Here is an 18,430-nt window from a genome sequence, read left to right on the forward strand (position 1 = left end):
ACGGGATCACCTCGGCTGTGAGGGTTGGTCTGGTGTCACCGCGCTGGCGGCGGGCGGTGCCGCTGCCGGCGGATTCGCCGCGGCTGCCGGTGTGGCCGGTGCTGCGGTAGAACCCGTGGGGGCAGTTGGCGCCGCCGGACCAGCCGGTGCGGTAATGCTAGGTAAAATCTGCGCCGGGTCACTCACCTGAACGGCATCGCTCTCGGCATTCTCTTTTTCAATCGCCGCTTCGGTGTCATGGTTCAACACCAGCAGGCTGATACGACGGTTCACCGCGTCGTTGGCGCCGCGGTTTTTCAGTTTCATGGTGTCGGCCATGCCGACCACGCGCAGCATTTTGCCGCCGTCCAGTCCGCCCGCCACCAGCTCGCGGCGTGAGGCATTGGCACGATCCGCCGACAGTTCCCAGTTGCTGTAGCCGCGATCGCCGCTGGCGTACTGGAAGTCATCGGTATGACCGGACAAACTGATTTTGTTAGGAATATCATTCAGCAGCGGCGCTATGGCGCGCAGGATATCGCGCATGTACGGCTCCACTTCCGCGCTGCCGGTTTTAAACATCGGGCGGTTCTGGCTATCGATAATCTGAATGCGTAGCCCCTCTTCCACCATGTTGATGATCAGATGCGGACGCAGCGCTTTCAGGCGCGGATCGGCCTCAATCAGCTGGTCGAGTTTTTCACGCAGCCGGTTCAGGCGAATGTCATCCAGCTGGCGCTTTTGCGCATCCATATCGACCTGTTTTTGCACTTCGCCTTTCTTCTGCGTCGGATCATCGCCGCCGCCGGGAATCGGACTTTCGCTGTCGCTGCTACGCTGACCGCCGGTCAGGGCGACCTTGAGCGGTGTTTTAAAATATTCGGCAATCTGCACCAGCTCCTGCGGATTGGCGATCGAGATCAGCCACATCACCATGAAGAACGCCATCATCGCCGTCATAAAGTCGGCATAGGCAATCTTCCATGAGCCATGGCTGCCTTCATGCTTTTTATGTTTGCGCCGTTTGACCAGCACAATCGGGCGATTACCGTGCTTCATGAAGGCGTATCCGAAGTCTGCTTAGCCGGGTTTTTCGCGTTACGCACGTGCTCTTCCAGCTCGGTAAAGGACGGACGCTCGGTGGAATACAGGGTTTTACGCCCAAACTCGACAGCGATCTGCGGCGCATAACCGTTCAGGCTGGAGAGCAGCGTGACTTTGACGCACTGCATCATCTTGGTGGTTTCCGCGCACTTCTGGCGCAGCACGGATGCCAGCGGCGAAATGAAGCCGTAAGCCAGCAGAATACCGAGGAAGGTTCCCACCATGGCGTGCGCAATCAGCGCGCCCAGTTCTGCCGCCGGGCGGTCCGCGGAGGCCAGCGCGTGCACCACGCCCATTACCGCGGCGACGATACCAAACGCCGGCAGGCCATCACCGACTGCCGCTAAGCTTTGTGCTGGTACTTCGCACTCGTGTTCATAGGTTTCGATCTCTTCATCCATCAGGGCTTCGATCTCGAAAGCATTCATATTTCCGCTCACCATCAGACGTAAATAGTCGGTAATAAAATCCACTAAAGGTTTATCGGACAAAATACGCGGATAGTTAGCGAAAATTTCGCTCTGGCTGGGATCTTCAATATCGCGTTCCAGCGACAGCATGCCCTGCTGACGTGATTTCGCCATCAGGCGATACAGCAGTGCCATTAAATCCATGTATACGGCTTTGTTATATTTTGAGCCGCGCATTAACAAGGGCAGCGCTTTTAGCGTCTTTTTAATCGATTTGCCGTTGTTGCCCACCAGAAACGCACCAATGCCGGCGCCGCCAATAATCAGCAACTCCGACGGCTGGTAAAGCGCGCCCAGATGGCCGCCTACCATCATGTAACCGCCCAGCACGGAACCGAGGACTACGATATAACCCACAATAATCAGCACAAAAACATCCTTACGTCCGTAACGTGTTGGTGGAAGTTAAGCCAGAGAGCCGCAGGTGTTATTCACAGGGTGTGGGCAAAAAAAAAGCAGCGGTATTAACCGCTGCTGGATGCTTTCCACGATGCGAACAAACTTAAACGGCGCGTTTAACCTGTTCATCCAGCAGTTGTGGAAAGGTATCGGCAGAATCTGCAGAAAGTTTACGTCTTTTTACGGCACGTGATGGCGGCTGGCACAGGCTGCAAACAAAGCTGCCCGGCGGCTGATGCGCGTGGTTGATGAAGCTTCCGCCACAGCATTTACAGTCAGACAATTCCAGCATGCCACTTTCAACAAATCGCACCAGGGTCCAGGCGCGGGTCAGCGCCAACAGCGGGCCCTCGTCCGATTGCGGACACTGCTCAAGATACAGGCGATACGCTTTGATAACCGCCTCTACGCCACTGCTCAGCCGGGTTTTCAGCAGAAACTGCCAGGCGTTGCAGAACATCGACGCATGAATATTTTGTTCCCAGGTCATGAACCAGTCGGTAGAGAATGGCAGCATGCCTTTCGGTGGTGGTGCACCACGCAGCTCTTTGTACAGTTTAATCAGGCGACCGCGGCTCAGCTGGGTTTCACTTTCCAGCATCTGCAGTCGTGCGCCCAATGTAATCAGCTCCATTGCCAGCTGAATATCACGCGCTTCCTGAACAATACTTTTTTCGGTCATTACACCGCCCTCTTTTTAGCAGAGACATCATCTTTCGATGCGCTGCGCAATAAACGGCTGGATAATAAAATACCGGTGTGGATTTGCTGCAAATCATCCACACGTGATTCCTGCGTTAAACGGTTAATAAGATTGTGATCGGTAAAGCGGAACTGGCAAACCAGTTGATTGGTTTCCGCTAATTTTACCATCTCAGGTAAAGTCAATTGCTGCAATGCATCCGCCATTGGCTCATCGATACCTAAACGAAACATTGCTGAAGCTTTTTCCTGGTTTATCAAACGCTGTGCAAGCAATAAATATGACAGATTGATGTCATATATGTGTTTTAGTAATTCTGATGTACCCATTTTTTTCCATCCTGATAGACGCGACATATATACGGCCACAGAATTAAGTGTTCTATGGTTCGGGTTGCTGGTTGGTAAATCTAAAGATGGCAAAAAATAATCAGGCATAAGCCAACGCGTACTGAACTGTTTCACTTCCCACCGGGATATTGATCAGTAGTAGTCAAAACTCCAGGCCAATCTTTTCTTGAGTTGTAACCATCTTCCGTGACGTCTGCTTACAGTTTTTTAAGACTAATCCGAAAACAAGGCAAATCTATATCGTCTGATTTCGACATACAACGTGATTGGTATGAAATTTTAGATAAAGTGTGATCTGCGTCACACTTTTAAGGCAAATTTTTCAAGTGAAGCTTCAGTAATGCTTTTCTGTTGTTCTTTTTTTGAGCGATTTTGAAACGTTTCGCTAATATTTCACAGGAAAAGTCTGAATTTTGAAGCGTGTCGCAGATCGCCGCCATGGGACGATCTTTTATCTGCTACGTTGGCTTTAGGCAAACACAAGACACCGAAATAAACCAAAAAGGCAGCATAAAACACCAAAAATCACTGTAATTATTCGCTTTTAAATTAATCACTTACAGGGAATATTGCCACACAGGACTAATGGCGCTGTGCTAGCGAAGCGTGAAGAGTGGATGCGGCGCGCTTGTGGTGTGTAAAGAGTTTGTAGGGAGGGTTTAGCGAGTCACAAGGGATGTAACAGCACGTTACATTAGCGATATGAATGAATTGACTAACTAACACACTGATGTATCAGAACTATCGGCCTGGCCAGCCAAATCTTTAGGGTCGGAAGAAAAAAATCATCGTTTCAGCGCTTAAGCGGCTTAATTTTAACCAATTCGTGCGTTTTTTGGTGCCGGGTCAGCGGGTTAGCGCTTAACAAAATGAAATCGATTTCATCCGGTGAGGGTGTCGCGTGAAAACGCTACGCAGCACGGTCCTGCCTGCGTCGTCTGACGGATACCTCTCCCGCGTACGGGAGAGGCATTGCCTGAGGGAAAATCGCGCCTTGCGGGGCTACTTACGCCAGCTTCTGAAACGTCGCGACCTTGTTATCGCTACCGTGGCTGGCGCTGCGTGCCGGCAGCGTGTTCAGATCGTTCAGGAAGCTTTCGCGCCAGTGCGAAATGTCCTGCTTACGCAGTACGGCCATCATGTCGTTATAGCGCGAGATACGCTCGGTGCGCGGCATGGTCAGCGCGCGGTCCAGCGCCGCCGCCACATCATCACGATCGTACGGGTTAACGATTAGCGCAGAAGTCAGCTCGTTAGCCGCTCCGGCAAAGCGCGACAGCACCAGCACGCCCGGATCGTCCGGATCCTGCGCCGCGACATACTCTTTCGCCACCAGATTCATACCGTCACGGAGCGGCGTAACCAGCCCCACGTCGGTCAGGCGGAAAATCTTCATCAGCAGGCGGCGATCAAAATGCTGGTTGAGATAATAGAGCGGCGTCCAGCCCAGCGTGCCGTATTTACCGTTAATGCGCCCTGCTTCTGTCTCCAGCTGGTGACGAATATCCTGATAGGCCTGCACGTCGCCGCGCGAGGTCGGCGCAATCTGTGAGTAGCGGATTTTGCCGCGGTGCTGCGGGAAGTTTTCCAGCAGCGCCTCATAGGCAAGGAAACGCTCCGGCAAGCCTTTGGAATAGTCGAGACGCTCACAGGCGATAATATTCTGCAAATCGCCCAGCTCACGCTTCATTGCGGCCATCTTCGGTGGCAGCGGCCCTTCTGCCATCTCTTTAATGCTGTCCGGCTCGATACCGATGGGGTAAACCTCGGTCATAAAGGTGTTGCCAAAGGCGCGATGCTTCTTCTCGCCTTTATTCTGCAGCTGCGTCAGCTGGCTCAGGCTGTCGAGAAACGCCACGCGATCGGATTCTGTCTGGAAACCCAGCAGATCGTATTCACACAGCATTTCCAGCAGTTCCTGATGCGGCGGCAGCGCATTGAAAATTTCCGGCGTCGGGAACGGGATATGCAGAAAGAATCCGATTCGGTTATTGATGCCCTGTTTACGCAGTTCAGCGGCAAACGGCAGCAGGTGGTAATCGTGGATCCACAGGATATCGTCCGGCTTGATCAGCGGTTTAAGCCGCTGCGCCAGCAGGGTATTCACGCGGCAGTAGCCTTCCCAGGCTTCACGCTGATACTGCACCAGATCGAGACGATAATGGAACGCGGGCCAGATCACCGTGTTAGAAAACTGGCAGTAGTACTGATCGTAATCGTTTTGATTGAGAGGGAATGAGGCATAGGTAATGCCGTCTTGTTCGATCTGGGTAAGTTCCTCATCTTCTTCACCGGAAAACTCACTGATCTCTCCGTTCCAGCCAAACCACAATCCTCCGGTGGTCTGCAGCGCATCCAGAATGCCGACGGCGAGACCGCCTGCGTTGGTTTTGCTTCCATCAGGAATAGCGATACGGTTAGATACGACGACTAAACGACTCATAACCTAAACTCCTTACCGACGTTGTCATGTTCTAGTTGTAATAATAGTTGTTCCAGCCAGTGCCAGACCGCTGCCACATCGGGCAGACGATAGCGCGCCTGGCTTGGACCTTCACCGACCTTGACCGAGATGCCGTGCATAGCATTGACAGCAAGAAAGCCTTTCTCATCGGTCAGATCGTCGCCCACAAATACCGGAATGCGACCGGTAAATGGCGCTTCCTGCATAAATTCGCGTACCGCAGCACCTTTATCGATGCCCTGCGGTTTCAGTTCCACCACGCATTTACCTGGCTGCAGCGCCAGCGCCGGAAAGCGGGTTACCGCCTCTTCGGCCAGCTGCATGATGGCGTTTTCATACTCAGGCGCGTTGCGGTAGTGCAGCGCAAAGGCCATGCCTTTCACTTCCAGCAGCGTACCGGGCCACTGGTCGAGGGTCTGCTGCAGTTCAACCTGCAGCGTTTGCGCCACCTCATCGGGCAGCGACTGACGGTGCAGATGTCCGCTGGCATCGCGGCGCTCAGCGCCGTGCACGCCCGCTGCCGGGGCTTCCAGCGGCGCGACCAGCTCATCCAGCTGGCTGATCGGACGGCCGGAAACCAGCGCCAGCGCGCCGTGACTTAAATTAGAAATTTGTTGCAGATGCTGGCGCACCGATGCGGGGATGGAAACCGACTCGGGCTGCGACTGAAGCGCGGCCAGCGTGCCGTCCACATCAAAAAAGAAGGCGTAAAGTCCGCCACTTAGCGACGGCAGGGTGCTGTTCTCATTAACCGCAGGGGTCACGTCTCCTCCTGTATCTGAACGTAAACGGGCAGTCTGTTCGCAGGCAGGCAGGAAGTGAGGAGGTTTTTCCGTAAACACGGTAATCGAAAGGGTAACGCTCCAGAACTAAACGAAATTTTCATCAACACTGCAACCGCACTACGAACATCGGCAACATTAAGTGTAGACAACAATTGAAGTTTCGCCAGACGGGCGCACAGAGTGCTTAGCGAAGAGTGCACTTTTCAGCGGTTTGCGCGGCAAAAAACTGAATTCTGCTGTTTTTCATACGCTTCGCTTTTTTTACCGCGGGCAGACTTGATCATAGCAAAAATCGCCTGATACTGTATATAAAAACAGTATCTATGGAATGTTCGCTATGACGCGTTTCTTTTTGCCACAGCTTTCACCGCCTTCGCGCTCCCGCCCGCTATTCCTTGACGCGGTGCACGGCGGTTTCCCCTCGCCCGCTCAGGACTACATTGAGCGCCAGATTGATCTCAATGAGCTGCTGGTGACTCGCCCGAGCGCCACCTATTTTGTGCGTGTCGAAGGCGACTCGATGCGCGATGCCAATATCCGCGAAGGCGACCTGCTGGTGGTCGACAGCTCACTCAATGCCCGGCACGACGACATCGTAATCGCCGCCATTAACGGCGAGTTCACCGTCAAGCGGCTGCAGACGCATCCCTGCGTACAGCTGATGCCGATGAATCCGCGCTATCAGCCCATCCGGCTGCGTGAAGAGGAGGAGTTAGAAATTTTTGGCGTGGTGACGTTTATTATTTACGCCGCACGCATCCAGCGTTAGCGCATCGTTTCGGCGCGGATCATCTCAATCAGCCGGCGTAAACCCGGGTGCAGCTGGCGACGGTCGGGGTAATACATCACCAGCGGTTCGTCTTCGCTGCACCAGTCCGTCAGCACGCGCACCAGCTGCCCGCTCGCCAGCTGTGCCTGTACGTAGCGCTCCGGGCAGTAGCCGAGACCGTAACCGCCGGCGACCGCATCAATAATCATGTCGCTCTCATTGAGCGTCAGCGTGCCCGGCACATCGACCTCATACGCCACCTTGCCCTGCGCCAGCGGCCACTTATACAGCGTGCCATTGCCAAGGCGCATGCGAATACAGCGATGGTTGCGCAGATCGTCCGGATGCTGCAGCGGCGGCGCGTCGCGCAGGTAATCGGGTGACGCCACCACAATCCAGCGCAGTTTGGGCGTCAGCGGCATGGCGATCATGTCTTTCGGTACGCTGGCGCCGTAGCGGATCCCGGCGTCATAGCCGCTGCCGATGATATCCACCAGATTGTTATCCACCGTAATTTCCAGGCTGAGCTCCGGATAGGTCGCCATAAAGCGCGCCAGGATCGGCCGAAACAGCAGCTGCCCGGCATCACGCGGGATGTTCAGCCGCAGGCGGCCGCTGGGTGATTCGCGATACAGGTGCAGATCGTTCAGCGCCAGCTCAATCTGCGCAAAGCCGGTTTCCAGATGGCGCAAAAAAGCGGCACCGGCGTCCGTCGGCACCACCGCCCGGCTGGTGCGGTTGAGCAGGCGCACGCCAAGACGCGCTTCAAGACTGCGCAACGTGTGGCTGATGGCCGACGTGGTGACCCCCAGTTCCAGCGCGGCGAGGCGGAAGCTCTTGCGCCGGCAAATCAGCAGAAAAACATTCAGATCGGCCAGTTCATTACGTTGCAGGGCGGGCATTTTCGTATCTCCTGACTCATTGCCACGTTGAATCTGATTCAACTTCAGATGAGCTATGATAGCGAAGCTGCCGTACCGGATGCTATACGCGCGTGGCATGGCAGGCAAAACGTCACTTTTAACCCCGAGCTCAACATGCTGCCCGAAGACCGAAAAGACGCTATTTATCGCTACCTGTTTGCGAAACGATCGGCCACCATTCACGAACTGGCCACGCTGATGGCGGTGTCGGCGATGACCATCCGCCGCGATATTAAATTCCTGCAGGACGCCGGCCTGGTGGTCGGCATACACGGCGGTGCCAGGTTGCCTGCCGTGGTCCATCAGGCATTACCGTATGTGGAGAAGGCACAGCTGAACGTGCACGCCAAACAAAGCCTTGGCCGTTATGCTGCGTCACTGGTAGAGGATGGCCAGGTGGTCTACCTCGATGCCGGTACCACCAGCTATGAAATTGCGCGTGCGTTAGGCGATCAGGCAAGTCTCACCGTGCTGACTAACGACTTTACGATTGCCGCCTGGCTGATGCGTCACAGCCACATCACGCTATTTCATACGGGTGGCAAAGTCGATAAACGGCATATTGCCAGCGTGGGTGCCATGGCGGCGACCGCCCTTGCCTCGTTCAATATTGATCTGGCTTTCCTCAGCGCCAGCGCGTGGGATGTCACGCACGGCCTCTCGACACCCGACGAAAACACCTTGCTGGTGAATCAGGCGGTGCTGGCCGCCTCAGCGCAGCGTTATCTGGTGGCTGACAGCAGCAAATATGGTCGTTACAGCGTGTATTCCCTGTGTAAGCTGCAGCAGCTGGACGGTGTGATCACCGATGACGATTGCCCCTGTGCTGCCGTTGAAGAGATGAAACAGCGTGATATTCGTCTGCACCGGGTAAATCGCCGCGGCTGAGCGGCTCTCTGCGCATCCCGGTAAAGGTCATTAATTAAAAAGGAGGCGCGAACGCCTCCGGTGGCTACAGGGAAATCACATCAACTATTTATTATGGGGCACGGTTTACGGCGTAGGGGCGACTTTAGGATTGGAGCTGAACCAGCCGCGGCGATCCTGCCAGTTGCCATATTCATCCACAATCGCCCCTTTACTGTTGGCCATCAGGAAATGATAACTCTCCAGTTTTTTCAGCGACAGCGTTTCGCCCTGATGCTGAATGACGACATTGTGGCTTTGCACCGGACCAAAACTTTTCGGCGTCGGCGGAATATCCGCTGATGCGGCGCCAATTTCTGAGAAGTTATATACCCAGCCATCGAGGACGCGCCATGATTCATGTTTTGCCGGACGTGCCGGCGGCGCGCTAATCGGCATGTGTCGATGCTCCGGAATCATCTGGTTCGGCAGCAGATACATGGTCATAGCGTAATAACCGTAATCCAGATTATTGACCCAGGTGATGCTGGCCAGGCCAACATGCTGATAATCGCCCAGCCCGAAATCATTGACCCACAGCTGCTGGCGCATGGCCGGCGTCAGCGTATGACCATAAGAGGCGAGCAGTTGCGCTATTGCATCTTTCGCCACCTCTTTCTGGAAGACGCCATTTTTATAGAAATCTTTATTGGTATAAACGTGATGCGGCTGAGCCGCAACGGATGCGGTGGCATTGAGCGCCAGTAAGGCCGCAGCGAACGCCAGAGCAGGTTTTGTCATAATTCACCTCCTGTTTATGACAGCCATGTTGATGCAAATAAAAATTTCACCGGCCGGTAAAACGCAAGGGTGGCCAGCGCGGAGAACAGAGTTGCAGATGGCGATGCGGAGGGGAAATTCATTTAGAGAATCGGATCTATCTAATTATCAGATACGGCTGTGCTTTTTTGTGATTATTAACAAATAATCACAGGCTATTCTGCCCGGTAAAGCATCCAGCTGCTGACGGGCACAATTTATCTGCTGCTAAAGAAATTCTTAAAATGTTGGTTGCGCTCGCAATTGTGACAGGCGCGCGGCCAATTGTGTTTGACCTGCTTTTCACATCAATGCACACTGGCGGGCGTGAAAAACGGCAGATGAAGAGCCAAGAGATGTTGCAGAATTATAGTCAGCGCGTCCATTTCTATTACTGCATTCTGGTTGCGTTAAAACTCTATGTGAACAGCAAGAAGTCCGGCGGCGTACGCGGGAAAAATAACTTTTTGCTGAAGTGGTTACGCAACGCGCAAAACAACACCATCTTTCATCCTGATATCACCAGTGAAATTGAATGGCTGCGCGGAAAAATTATCAGCGCCGGACCGGATGCCGATTTAGAACCGATGCTGCAATACGTTTACGAGACAGCAAAACGCGCCGAAACGCTGCGTCTCGGGCCGTAATCGCACGGGCTGCGCATTGCATTACCCCTGTCTGCAGGCAAAAAAAAGGGGGCAACGCGCCCCCAACCACTACAAAAATTTCATCCCTGACGCCCTGGTGCGGATTCCCTTCCGGCTGGCGCTAATTCTCTTCGCACTGGCTACGCGTTACAGGGTTAGCACCAGCACGCTGATCAATAACCAGCAGCCCGCGCAAAATGCGCCCGCCGCCACCCAGGTTAACGCCCGGGTATTTAAATTGCAGACATCGCGTTGCCAACGTTTAACCGGCTGCATAATCACTCCTGAAAATTTATTCTCATTATGCCTGGCAGAGGATTGCTGTGAACTGCGGATAAGCTTGTCACGTATTAATATTCCTGACCATCGGATGTGCTTACCGGTTATGTAGGCGCAGGACTACAATCCATTAATTACCGCTTATATCGCCGTCGAGACGAAAAATGCCGCAGGTGTGCAGATCGCAATAGCGTCGTTTTCGCGCCGTTTGTCATCCGGAAATGCGGTTTCACATCGTTTAGTTTTCCTAAAAAACAGGCGCAGATTTAATCGTTTTTATTTACCCCTGCTCAGGGTTATTAATAAGCACACCGGACGCGATAATTTGCAGATGATAAAGGGATGTGGCGTGACCAGTCTCTTGATGCACAGCCTGACCGCGTTCAGTGCCCTTTCTCAGGTTCTGAATTACGTTAGCATTTAACTTTGGATTCAATTATCAATGAAAACCCGTCTGGCCGTTATGGCCTCTGTTGCTGCGATATTATTTTCACAGCAGGCATTCGCCAAAAACCTGTGCACCCTGATTGTTGACGCTGAATCAGGCAAAGTCCTGCTGGAGAGTGGCAACGACTGCAGTGGAGAAGTCACACCCGCATCCACCTTTAAAATAGCCATCAGCCTGATGGGATTTGATGCCGGCGTGCTGAAAAATGAAAAGGAACCCGCCTGGGATTACCAACAAGGATACCCGGACTGGGGCGGTAAAAACTGGATGAATAAAATCGATCCTACGGCGTGGCTAAAATATTCGGTCTTCTGGTATTCGCAGCAGGTTGTTAAAAAAATCGGGCAACATCGCTTTGAAGACTATGTAAAGGCGTTTGCTTATGGAAACGAAGATGTTTCCGCCGTTGACGTCAGCGCCCCCGGTCAGAATGGGGTGTGGGTTATGTCATCCCTGCAGATTTCACCGGTTCAGCAGATTGGCTTTTTAAGGAAAGTCGTTAACCGTGAGCTGCACGTAAACAAGCATGCCTATGACATGACAGATAATATTACCCGCTACGACGTCAGCGTTAAGGGCTGGACGGTGCACGGCAAAACAGGAACCGGCTCGCCGGGGAAAAATAATCAATACGATCCGCACCATGCCTATGGCTGGTATGTCGGCTGGGTGACCAAAGGCAGGAAAAAAATTGTTTTTGCCAAACTGATTCAGGATGAACAGGTGTTAACGCCGAATGCTGGCCTGAGAGCACGTGACGAAGTGTTGAAGCAGATGTCGGCGGTCATTGCGCCGTGATGGCGTAACACATGGATGCCACGGATTTTTATTAACCTCCCGGTTTTCATGCGGCTGACAGATTGCGGCGAGGTCCTTCATTATGAAACTGACGGTTAGCCAGCCGATGAAGTGACCTCCGGACCGCCGCTTATCTTTCTTTACGCAGCGTCGTCAGCAGTGACTGCGCAGCAACAGAAGACTGACCGGATGGCGAACACACCAGTCCAAACTGACGGTGAATCGCTGGCCTGCGCTACTGGCGTATATGGCACGGATCAATGCGCGCCCAACTGTGCAGGCGGCGTTGCTGGCAGAGGCGTCTTAGTGAGACTGGCAGACAGAGTTTTGTGCCAGCGACCAGGCTCTGTCTGCAAAGTTAGATGTCAGTGTTATTGTGACAACGGCGCGCAGAAAGTTATGCTGTGCGCGCCAGGCTATGAAGCCCGCTATTGGGCCCGCGTGGCAACATCAACATCGAACCTGTGCTGTTTTGAGGACACTGACATGCCCCCTTCTTTTTATCAGTTTTCGGCCACCAGCCTGACCGGTCAACCTATCTCTATGGCCGACTACGCTGGCAAGGTGGTTCTGGTGGTGAATACCGCCAGTCATTGCGGCTTTACGCCCCAGTACGCCGGCCTTGAAGCGCTCTATCAGAAATATGCCGCACAGGGTCTGGTGGTGCTTGGCTATCCCTGCAATCAATTCGGTAAGCAGGAACCGGGAAACGCTGATGACATCTCACAAACCTGTCATGTTAATTACGGGGTAAGCTTCCCGATGTTCGGCAAAGTCGAGGTTAACGGCAGCGCAGCGCACCCGATATTTCGCTATCTGAAAGCGGAACTACCCGGCGTGCTGGGCGGACGGATTAAATGGAATTTCACCAAGTTTCTCATCGGACGCGACGGCAAACCGCTGAAACGCTTTGCACCGATCACGCCCCCGGAGAAAATGGAAGCCGCGATACTCGCTGCACTTTAAGGTAGAGCGTTACCGGATTCGCAGCATTAATTTTAGAGCACAGCGGAAATTGATGGCATCCGGCGGGAGGCTGGTTAAGTCGGGCGCCTTTCCGCCCATTTCAGCATGGCATCAAGAGCAGGACAAAGTGCCTGTCCCCATTCAGTGAGTCGATATTCCACTTTCGGTGGCACCTGAGGATACACCATCCGCGACACTATACCGTCGGCTTCCAGCTGTCTCAGTTGTTGCGCCAGCATCTTCTGCGAAATACCGGGAATTAATTTTTCAAAATCTGAATAGCGCTGTACTTTGCCGTCGAACAGATGAAAAAGGATGATTAATTTCCAGCGCCCTTCCAGCAGTTGAATAACCTGCTCCACTCCGCTTGCGGCTGATTCCGGACTGTATAACTTACTCATCATTCAGTAACTCACTTTTTTGTGCGTACTTGTCAATTTAACAGTCTATGTGGAATATGACCGTACTGTAAACAAAGGGAGTACAGGTCTATGTCATTCACATTACCGCTCGCTATTTATGATGACTTCGCGCTCAGCAAGGGTGGCGATATTGCCAGCATTACTGATTATGGTACTGCCACATCAACAGACCGGAGATTCTTCAATGCCATGTGATCTCGATTTCAACGGTAAACGCATATTGGTCACTGCGGGTACCAAAGGTGTGGGTAAAGCGGTAGTTGGGCTATTCAAACAGCTGGGTGCAACAGTATTAACAACCGCACGCCACGCATCCGCAGAATGTAGGGCAGACGCTTTCGTAACGGCAGACCTGACCACGGTTACAGGGTGTAACTCAGTCGCGGAAGCCGTTCAGACACATCTGGGAGGCGTCGACATCATTGTTCATGTGGCCGGCGGTTCTACCGCACCCGGTGGTGGCTTTGCAGCATTGGGTGAAGAGGAGTGGCAACAGGAGCTCAATCTTAATCTGTTGCCCGCGGTACGTTTAGATCGTGCGTTGTTGCCTGGCATGCTGCAGCAGGGGGGCGGAGTGATCATCCATGTCACTTCTATCCAGCGAGAACTGCCCTTACCAGAATCAACCACGGGTTATGCAGCAGCGAAAGCGGCGCTGTCAGCCTACAGTAAAAGCCTGTCGAAAGAGGTTGCGTCGCAGGGGGTTCGGGTGGTTCGCGTGGCACCCGGCTGGATCGAAACCGAAGCTTCAGTGGCCATGGCGGAACGGCTGGCGCAGCAGGCAGGAACAGATTACGAAGGCGGTAAGCAGATCATCATGAAGGCACTTGGCGGTATTCCGCTGGGACGCCCTTCCCAACCCATTGAGGTAGCTAATCTCATTGTCTTCCTCGCATCATCTTATGCTGCCGCGATCACCGGTACTGAATTTGTCATCGATGGCGGTACTATTCCAACGGTGTAGTCAGATATCCTCATCGACCCATTCGGGTAGCGATCCGGATATTTTATATACCTTAATAAGGCGCCAGCGGCTATTAGATCAAGCCATGTGCGATATCGACCTGGCCGCTGTGTGATATTCCCCGGCTCTTTGTCGCTAATATCCGCTCCTCGCTCATGGCGAATACGCAGTCCGCCTGGTGGCCGAAACGGACATGTATAGCGAAAATAAGGATGATTATTTGTGCACAAATCAGGGCTTCTTTGGCCGTCCATTGAAAAACGTTTATGACGCTTTTTCATTCACCGTCATGATAAAGTTCAGCGTGTTTTCCCCCTGGTTTGCATAGAAGTGTGGAACATCGGTTTTGGCTGTAACGGAAAATCCCGCCGTTACCTGAAATACACTCTCTTTCACGCCAAGCGTGAGGGTTCCGGATTTTACGTGCAGTAGCTCCAGCGTGCCTGAGGTATGCCCGGGTGATTCAAACTTTTCGCCTGGCCGCATTTCCCACAGCCACAGCTCAAGCATATCGGGTCCACCTGAGCCGGCCAGCAGCCTGGCGCTTCCCCCTTTGTCTCCTGTCCAGAGTTCGGGGATGTCCGTATCAGCGATGATGTGCACATCTGGCCTGGCGCTGACATCAACAAAATCCGCCACGGACACGCCCATGGCAGCAGCAAGCCGGCATAACAGCGCAATGCTGGGATTAGCCTTGCACCCTTCTATCTCAACCAGCATCCCCTTACTGACACTGGCTTTGCGGGATAACTCATCGAGAGAAATTTTTCTTTGTTTACGAAACTGCTTAATCCGCAGGGATACGGCTTCATTAACCGTGTTGACATCTGCGCCGGCAAAGGTCACTAAATTGACTTTTTTGGTCATTGGTCGCTATTATGAAATAAAATGGTCATTACAGGATTATCGCGTGTTAATCGTATCTGCGTCAATTTCCCCTGAAGTCTATCAAATCGCCCCCGGTTTTCGGGCGCTCAGCATCAGTGTACAGGCAGCGCCTGTCGTGGATCCGCACGTCGGGGTAACGGCACTGAAGGCGGCCTGTGAAGCGGTGCTGTCAGATTCCCCCGACTGGGCTGAATCCCATCTGGCCGCATGGGCAGATGTGTTTCAGAAATTTGGTGCCAAACCCAAACGCACGCCCTGTTCTGCTGATGCGCTACGCAAACGCGTGCTTCGCGATGGCACCCTGCCCGCGCTCGATCCGGTCGTTGATCTTTATAACGCTGTCAGTCTGCGTTATGCCGTGCCCGTAGGGGGAGAAAATATTGCCGCGTACAAGGGTGCACCTCGCCTGACGGTGGCAACAGGCACGGAACCCTTTGATACCATGAAAGAAGGGGTTATGGCGGTGGAATATCCTGCGCCTGGCGAAGTCGTCTGGTGTGATGATGCCGGCGTAACCTGCCGTCGCTGGAACTGGCGGCAGGGAATCAGGACTCGCTTAAGCGTTGAAGCGCAACACATGTGGTTTATTCTGGAAAGTCTGCCGCAGATGCCGCTCGATCAGCTGCATGAAGCTGGAAAGATGCTGACCGACGGCCTTGAAGAAATGATGCCCGGACGGCAGTGTAACGTCACCCTCATCGGCGAGTAACACCTTTAACTCAGTTCTGGAGACTCTGCATGTTCACCGGCTTGTCTGCTTTCCCGTTAACGCCTGTCACCGCGCGTGGTGTCGATGAACAGGGATTCACGAAGATCCTGGCTCGCCTGACGGCAGCCCGTGTCGATTCTTTGGGTGTTCTGGGTTCAACCGGCAGCTATGCTTACCTGAGCAGGGAACAGCGCAAACGCAGCGCAACGCTGGCGTGTCAGGTTGCCGGGGAGATTCCCGTGATGGTTTGCGTGGGTGCTATCAGTACCGATGCCGTACTGCATCTGGCTGAAGATGCGCAGTCCGCAGGCGCGGATGCGCTGCTGCTGCCGGCGATGAGTTACCAGCCGCTGCGTAATGAAGAGGTGTATGCCCTCTTTGAGACGGTTACCCGCCATGCTTCAGTACCGGTTTGTGTTTATGACAACCCCGGCACCACGCATTTCCGCTTTACCGACGAACTGCTCGGGCAGCTGTCGTCACTGAAAGGTATTCGCTCAATTAAAATTCCGGGAGTACCGGATACCCCCATCGCTGCAGCTGAACGCGTCGCTGCATTACGACAACATCTTCGTCCTGGCGTGACCCTGGGTATTAGTGGTGACGCCAGTGCCGGGCTGGGGCTGAATGCCGGTTGCGAAGTCTGGTATTCCGTTTGCGGCGGTATCTTCCCGGAAACCGCTAAACAAATTACGCAGGCCGCAGCCATTAACGACGCTGAACGCGTTACTGCCTTAACTCACCGCCTGAAACCTTTATGGGAGCTGTTCCGTAAGCATGGCGGAAGTATCCGCGTGATTGCAGCGGCAGCAGGCATACTGGGGCTGACCGATGCCGACTGTCTGCCTCGCCCACTGTTACCCTTATCGGCCGCAGAGGTGGCAGAAGTAGCAGCAGTGATGGCCGCTCTGGACCTGAAGTAACGCGCCGGCGGAATCGGTCCTGCACCAGGACGTTGATAGAAAGTAGGGTTTGAAGGGTGCACAAAAGGTCATGGTGCCTGCATGTATCAGCTTCTGATAAAGAATGCCCGGAGATAAACATCACCGGGCATAAAGCGGTGTTTAAGCTGATTTGTAACGCGCTTCGAGCTTATCCATGAAGCCAAAAAGTACCTGATTCATTTCGCTGTAGTCGTGCGCACGAAGTTCTTCTGGCGTATGAACAAAGCGATACTCTGCGGCTCGGCTCAGGTCTTGCTGCGAATGAGCGATGAGCCGTTCTACAACATCCAGCGTCAGTTCCATGTGGCACTGAAAACCAAAGACGCGATCTGAATAGGAAACGATCTGGCGGGGACAGCCTTCGCTGTAGGCGATGATTTTTGCATCCGCGGTCAGGCCCGGCATGTCGTTATGCCAGTGACCGACCTCAAGCGACTTCGCAAAGTGAGAAAACAACGCATCCTCGCGAGCCTCTTCAGTTAGCGTGATCGGGAACTTACCAATCTCTTTTTCAGGGCTGTGAGCAAACGGCGCGCCCAGCGCCTCACCGATCAGCTGTGAGCCAAGGCAGATACCGATAACGGCTTTACCGGTTTTAACAGCAGCAGCAATCAGCGCCTGCTCGCCTTTCGCATCGAAGTACGGACACTCTCTCTGGGTCGTGGACGGGTCCTGCGGACCGCCCATCACGATCAGGAAATCAATACCTTCGGCGTCCACGGGTAGCTCATCGCCTGCGTATACACGCGAGTAAGTCACCTTATGACCTTGATTTCTGGCCCATGTTTCATAAGCCCCTGGCGCTTCAAAACTTTCATGTACGATAAAGTGTACCCGCATAAGGATAGGCTCCTGTTATACCTGTGATAATCTGACCGATAAACGACACACTCATCCAGTGAGTTGGTACACCGGATGGTTTCGAGGCAGCATCATAGTTGCAGGACCCTAATCTGAAATGCCAGGTAGTATAGATAAAGCGCCAAGACATGAAGCATCCACTGGCTGGTCCGGCACAGCGATTAGCTATCAGCGAGGAGAAACCGATCCTCCTCATCATCACCTTGAAGGGCAACTCCTCTATGCAACCAGAGGCGTTATGCTGGTCGAAACGGAAAACAACCGCTGGGTTATCCCCCCTCAGCGTGCATTGTGGCTACCGCCTCTGCAGATACATAGTTACAATCTGCTGTCTCACACAGATCTCAGGGCCGTCTATTTCAGTGGCAGCCTTATCGCGGAATGTACAAATTTTGCGAAGAGTGACCAGGTGCATGTCATTACGGCTACGCCACTGGTGAAAGAACTGATAACCGGTCTGTTCAGTGATAACTACAACAGACCGAGCCAGCGGAAAATGGCACTGTTGCTTCTGGAAATACTCAGCGAAGCGCCTTCTCTTACTGCGGAACTTCCAATGCCACGTGATGAGCGATTATTCTCTGCGGCCAGAGAACTTGTGGTAAATCATCGCTGGGAAATACCACTGAGCGATCTGGCTTTTATCGCGTCAATGTCTGAACGTACTTTTTCGCGATTGTTTATTAAGGATACGGGTTTTAGTTTCAGAACCTGGAAGCAAAGAGCAAGAATTTATGCTTCGTTAGATCTCCTTGCGAATAACATCCCTATCAAACAGGTCGCTTATAAGCTCGGTTTTTCATGTCCGGCTGCCTATACCGCTGCTTTTCGTTCCATCCTGAATGCAACGCCGCGCGATTATTTGCCTTGATCTATGAATCAATGCCTGCTTC

21 protein-coding genes and 1 pseudogene are annotated in these 18,430 nt (G+C 53.3%); 11 read left to right on the forward strand and 11 right to left on the reverse strand.

The window, feature by feature from the left end; all coding sequences use genetic code 11:
• Positions 1-6: 6 nt before the first annotated feature.
• The 6 genes from motB to otsB form a co-directional block, all read right to left on the reverse strand.
• Positions 7-1,038, reverse strand: a complete 1,032-nt coding sequence (gene motB, locus C1N84_RS10695; protein ID WP_021506280.1) for a flagellar motor protein MotB — start codon at positions 1,036-1,038, stop codon at positions 7-9.
• Positions 1,035-1,922 carry a flagellar motor stator protein MotA gene (motA, locus tag C1N84_RS10700; RefSeq protein WP_021506281.1) on the reverse strand — a complete coding sequence of 296 codons (888 nt, stop codon included), beginning with the start codon at positions 1,920-1,922 and terminating at the stop codon, positions 1,035-1,037. The genes motB and motA overlap by 4 nt, the downstream gene beginning before the upstream one ends.
• Before the next feature lie 133 nt (positions 1,923-2,055).
• The gene (flhC, locus tag C1N84_RS10705; RefSeq protein WP_021506282.1) at positions 2,056-2,634 is read right to left on the reverse strand and encodes a flagellar transcriptional regulator FlhC; all 579 of its coding nucleotides are present in this window, start codon (positions 2,632-2,634) and stop codon (positions 2,056-2,058) included.
• The gene (gene flhD / locus C1N84_RS10710) at positions 2,634-2,984 is read right to left on the reverse strand and encodes a flagellar transcriptional regulator FlhD (protein ID WP_021506283.1); all 351 of its coding nucleotides are present in this window, start codon (positions 2,982-2,984) and stop codon (positions 2,634-2,636) included. The genes flhC and flhD overlap by 1 nt, the downstream gene beginning before the upstream one ends.
• Positions 2,985-4,011: 1,027 nt before the next feature.
• Positions 4,012-5,448 (reverse strand): alpha,alpha-trehalose-phosphate synthase, encoded by a 1,437-nt coding sequence (gene otsA / locus C1N84_RS10715; protein WP_021506284.1) that lies wholly within the window; start codon positions 5,446-5,448, stop codon positions 4,012-4,014.
• Complete coding sequence (gene otsB, locus C1N84_RS10720; protein WP_021506285.1) at positions 5,445-6,233, reverse strand: trehalose-phosphatase; 789 nt, start codon at positions 6,231-6,233, stop codon at positions 5,445-5,447. The genes otsA and otsB overlap by 4 nt, the downstream gene beginning before the upstream one ends.
• 358 nt (positions 6,234-6,591) lie before the next feature.
• On the opposite strand from otsB, the gene umuD reads away from it, so the two are divergent.
• A complete protein-coding gene (gene umuD / locus C1N84_RS10725; protein ID WP_058757656.1) occupies positions 6,592-7,023 on the forward strand; it encodes a translesion error-prone DNA polymerase V autoproteolytic subunit in 432 nt (143 codons plus the stop codon).
• Here umuD and C1N84_RS10730 read toward each other — a convergent pair.
• The gene (locus tag C1N84_RS10730) at positions 7,020-7,925 is read right to left on the reverse strand and encodes a LysR family transcriptional regulator (protein WP_058769675.1); all 906 of its coding nucleotides are present in this window, start codon (positions 7,923-7,925) and stop codon (positions 7,020-7,022) included. The two genes, umuD and C1N84_RS10730, sit on opposite strands and share 4 nt — an antisense overlap.
• Before the next feature lie 48 nt (positions 7,926-7,973).
• On the opposite strand from C1N84_RS10730, the gene C1N84_RS10735 reads away from it, so the two are divergent.
• Positions 7,974-8,834 carry a DeoR/GlpR family DNA-binding transcription regulator gene (locus tag C1N84_RS10735; protein ID WP_394541622.1) on the forward strand — a complete coding sequence of 287 codons (861 nt, stop codon included), beginning with the start codon at positions 7,974-7,976 and terminating at the stop codon, positions 8,832-8,834.
• A gap of 105 nt (positions 8,835-8,939) precedes the next feature.
• Here the strand turns inward: C1N84_RS10735 and C1N84_RS10740 are convergent, their stop codons facing one another.
• Positions 8,940-9,593 carry a cupin domain-containing protein gene (locus tag C1N84_RS10740; protein WP_058769674.1) on the reverse strand — a complete coding sequence of 218 codons (654 nt, stop codon included), beginning with the start codon at positions 9,591-9,593 and terminating at the stop codon, positions 8,940-8,942.
• 374 nt (positions 9,594-9,967) lie between these two features.
• On the opposite strand from C1N84_RS10740, the gene C1N84_RS10745 reads away from it, so the two are divergent.
• From C1N84_RS10745 to C1N84_RS10760, 4 genes and pseudogenes are all read left to right on the forward strand, one after another.
• On the forward strand, positions 9,968-10,258 hold the full coding sequence (locus tag C1N84_RS10745; protein ID WP_031279201.1) for a hypothetical protein: 291 nt from the start codon (positions 9,968-9,970) through the stop codon (positions 10,256-10,258).
• Between the two features lie 721 nt (positions 10,259-10,979).
• Entirely contained in the window at positions 10,980-11,783 is an 804-nt protein-coding gene (gene blaOXA, locus C1N84_RS10750) for a class D beta-lactamase (RefSeq protein WP_264441343.1), read from the forward strand.
• A 214-nt stretch (positions 11,784-11,997) separates the two neighbouring features.
• Positions 11,998-12,090 (forward strand): annotated as a pseudogene (locus C1N84_RS10755) (glutathione transferase GstA); the annotation flags it as partial.
• A 179-nt stretch (positions 12,091-12,269) separates the two neighbouring features.
• Entirely contained in the window at positions 12,270-12,749 is a 480-nt protein-coding gene (locus tag C1N84_RS10760; protein WP_264443697.1) for a glutathione peroxidase, read from the forward strand.
• Positions 12,750-12,823: 74 nt separating this feature from the next.
• Here C1N84_RS10760 and C1N84_RS10765 read toward each other — a convergent pair whose 3' ends face one another.
• Positions 12,824-13,150 carry a winged helix-turn-helix transcriptional regulator gene (locus tag C1N84_RS10765; protein WP_058769857.1) on the reverse strand — a complete coding sequence of 109 codons (327 nt, stop codon included), beginning with the start codon at positions 13,148-13,150 and terminating at the stop codon, positions 12,824-12,826.
• Between the two features lie 90 nt (positions 13,151-13,240).
• Between C1N84_RS10765 and C1N84_RS10770 the strand changes: the two genes are divergently transcribed.
• Complete coding sequence (locus tag C1N84_RS10770; RefSeq protein ID WP_264239643.1) at positions 13,241-13,366, forward strand: hypothetical protein; 126 nt, start codon at positions 13,241-13,243, stop codon at positions 13,364-13,366.
• Positions 13,356-14,135 carry an SDR family oxidoreductase gene (locus C1N84_RS10775; protein WP_264239642.1) on the forward strand — a complete coding sequence of 260 codons (780 nt, stop codon included), beginning with the start codon at positions 13,356-13,358 and terminating at the stop codon, positions 14,133-14,135. The genes C1N84_RS10770 and C1N84_RS10775 overlap by 11 nt, the downstream gene beginning before the upstream one ends.
• Positions 14,136-14,399: 264 nt before the next feature.
• On the opposite strand, the gene C1N84_RS10780 is transcribed toward C1N84_RS10775, so the two are convergent.
• On the reverse strand, positions 14,400-15,002 hold the full coding sequence (locus tag C1N84_RS10780; RefSeq protein ID WP_059010376.1) for a helix-turn-helix domain-containing protein: 603 nt from the start codon (positions 15,000-15,002) through the stop codon (positions 14,400-14,402).
• A gap of 43 nt (positions 15,003-15,045) precedes the next feature.
• On the opposite strand from C1N84_RS10780, the gene C1N84_RS10785 reads away from it, so the two are divergent.
• Both C1N84_RS10785 and C1N84_RS10790 read left to right on the forward strand, forming a co-directional pair.
• The gene (locus tag C1N84_RS10785; RefSeq protein WP_264443700.1) at positions 15,046-15,732 is read left to right on the forward strand and encodes a B3/B4 domain-containing protein; all 687 of its coding nucleotides are present in this window, start codon (positions 15,046-15,048) and stop codon (positions 15,730-15,732) included.
• Between the two features lie 29 nt (positions 15,733-15,761).
• The gene (locus tag C1N84_RS10790) at positions 15,762-16,655 is read left to right on the forward strand and encodes a dihydrodipicolinate synthase family protein (protein WP_264239640.1); all 894 of its coding nucleotides are present in this window, start codon (positions 15,762-15,764) and stop codon (positions 16,653-16,655) included.
• A 141-nt stretch (positions 16,656-16,796) separates the two neighbouring features.
• Here C1N84_RS10790 and C1N84_RS10795 read toward each other — a convergent pair whose 3' ends face one another.
• Positions 16,797-17,516: a type 1 glutamine amidotransferase gene (locus C1N84_RS10795; protein ID WP_264239639.1), complete on the reverse strand. Its 720-nt coding sequence runs from the start codon at positions 17,514-17,516 to the stop codon at positions 16,797-16,799.
• Positions 17,517-17,634: 118 nt separating this feature from the next.
• Here C1N84_RS10795 and C1N84_RS10800 point away from each other — a divergent pair, with 118 nt between their 5' ends.
• Complete coding sequence (locus C1N84_RS10800) at positions 17,635-18,408, forward strand: AraC family transcriptional regulator (protein WP_058769667.1); 774 nt, start codon at positions 17,635-17,637, stop codon at positions 18,406-18,408.
• Positions 18,409-18,430: the final 22 nt, after the last annotated feature.

The organism is Pantoea sp. SGAir0418, assembly GCF_043529865.1.

Coding starts and splice junctions, on each gene's coding strand:
- motB (WP_021506280.1), bottom strand. CDS start 1,038: ATGAAGCACGGTAATCGCCCGATTGTGCTGGTCAAACGGCGCAAACAT.
- flhC (WP_021506282.1), bottom strand. CDS start 2,634: ATGACCGAAAAAAGTATTGTTCAGGAAGCGCGTGATATTCAGCTGGCA.
- flhD (WP_021506283.1), bottom strand. CDS start 2,984: ATGGGTACATCAGAATTACTAAAACACATATATGACATCAATCTGTCA.
- otsA (WP_021506284.1), bottom strand. CDS start 5,448: ATGAGTCGTTTAGTCGTCGTATCTAACCGTATCGCTATTCCTGATGGA.
- umuD (WP_058757656.1), top strand. CDS start 6,592: ATGACGCGTTTCTTTTTGCCACAGCTTTCACCGCCTTCGCGCTCCCGC.
- C1N84_RS10730 (WP_058769675.1), bottom strand. CDS start 7,925: ATGCCCGCCCTGCAACGTAATGAACTGGCCGATCTGAATGTTTTTCTG.
- C1N84_RS10735 (WP_394541622.1), top strand. CDS start 7,974: ATGAGCTATGATAGCGAAGCTGCCGTACCGGATGCTATACGCGCGTGG.
- C1N84_RS10740 (WP_058769674.1), bottom strand. CDS start 9,593: ATGACAAAACCTGCTCTGGCGTTCGCTGCGGCCTTACTGGCGCTCAAT.
- C1N84_RS10745 (WP_031279201.1), top strand. CDS start 9,968: ATGTTGCAGAATTATAGTCAGCGCGTCCATTTCTATTACTGCATTCTG.
- blaOXA (WP_264441343.1), top strand. CDS start 10,980: ATGAAAACCCGTCTGGCCGTTATGGCCTCTGTTGCTGCGATATTATTT.
- C1N84_RS10760 (WP_264443697.1), top strand. CDS start 12,270: ATGCCCCCTTCTTTTTATCAGTTTTCGGCCACCAGCCTGACCGGTCAA.
- C1N84_RS10765 (WP_058769857.1), bottom strand. CDS start 13,150: ATGAGTAAGTTATACAGTCCGGAATCAGCCGCAAGCGGAGTGGAGCAG.
- C1N84_RS10770 (WP_264239643.1), top strand. CDS start 13,241: ATGTCATTCACATTACCGCTCGCTATTTATGATGACTTCGCGCTCAGC.
- C1N84_RS10775 (WP_264239642.1), top strand. CDS start 13,356: ATGCCATGTGATCTCGATTTCAACGGTAAACGCATATTGGTCACTGCG.
- C1N84_RS10780 (WP_059010376.1), bottom strand. CDS start 15,002: ATGACCAAAAAAGTCAATTTAGTGACCTTTGCCGGCGCAGATGTCAAC.
- C1N84_RS10790 (WP_264239640.1), top strand. CDS start 15,762: ATGTTCACCGGCTTGTCTGCTTTCCCGTTAACGCCTGTCACCGCGCGT.
- C1N84_RS10795 (WP_264239639.1), bottom strand. CDS start 17,516: ATGCGGGTACACTTTATCGTACATGAAAGTTTTGAAGCGCCAGGGGCT.
- C1N84_RS10800 (WP_058769667.1), top strand. CDS start 17,635: ATGCCAGGTAGTATAGATAAAGCGCCAAGACATGAAGCATCCACTGGC.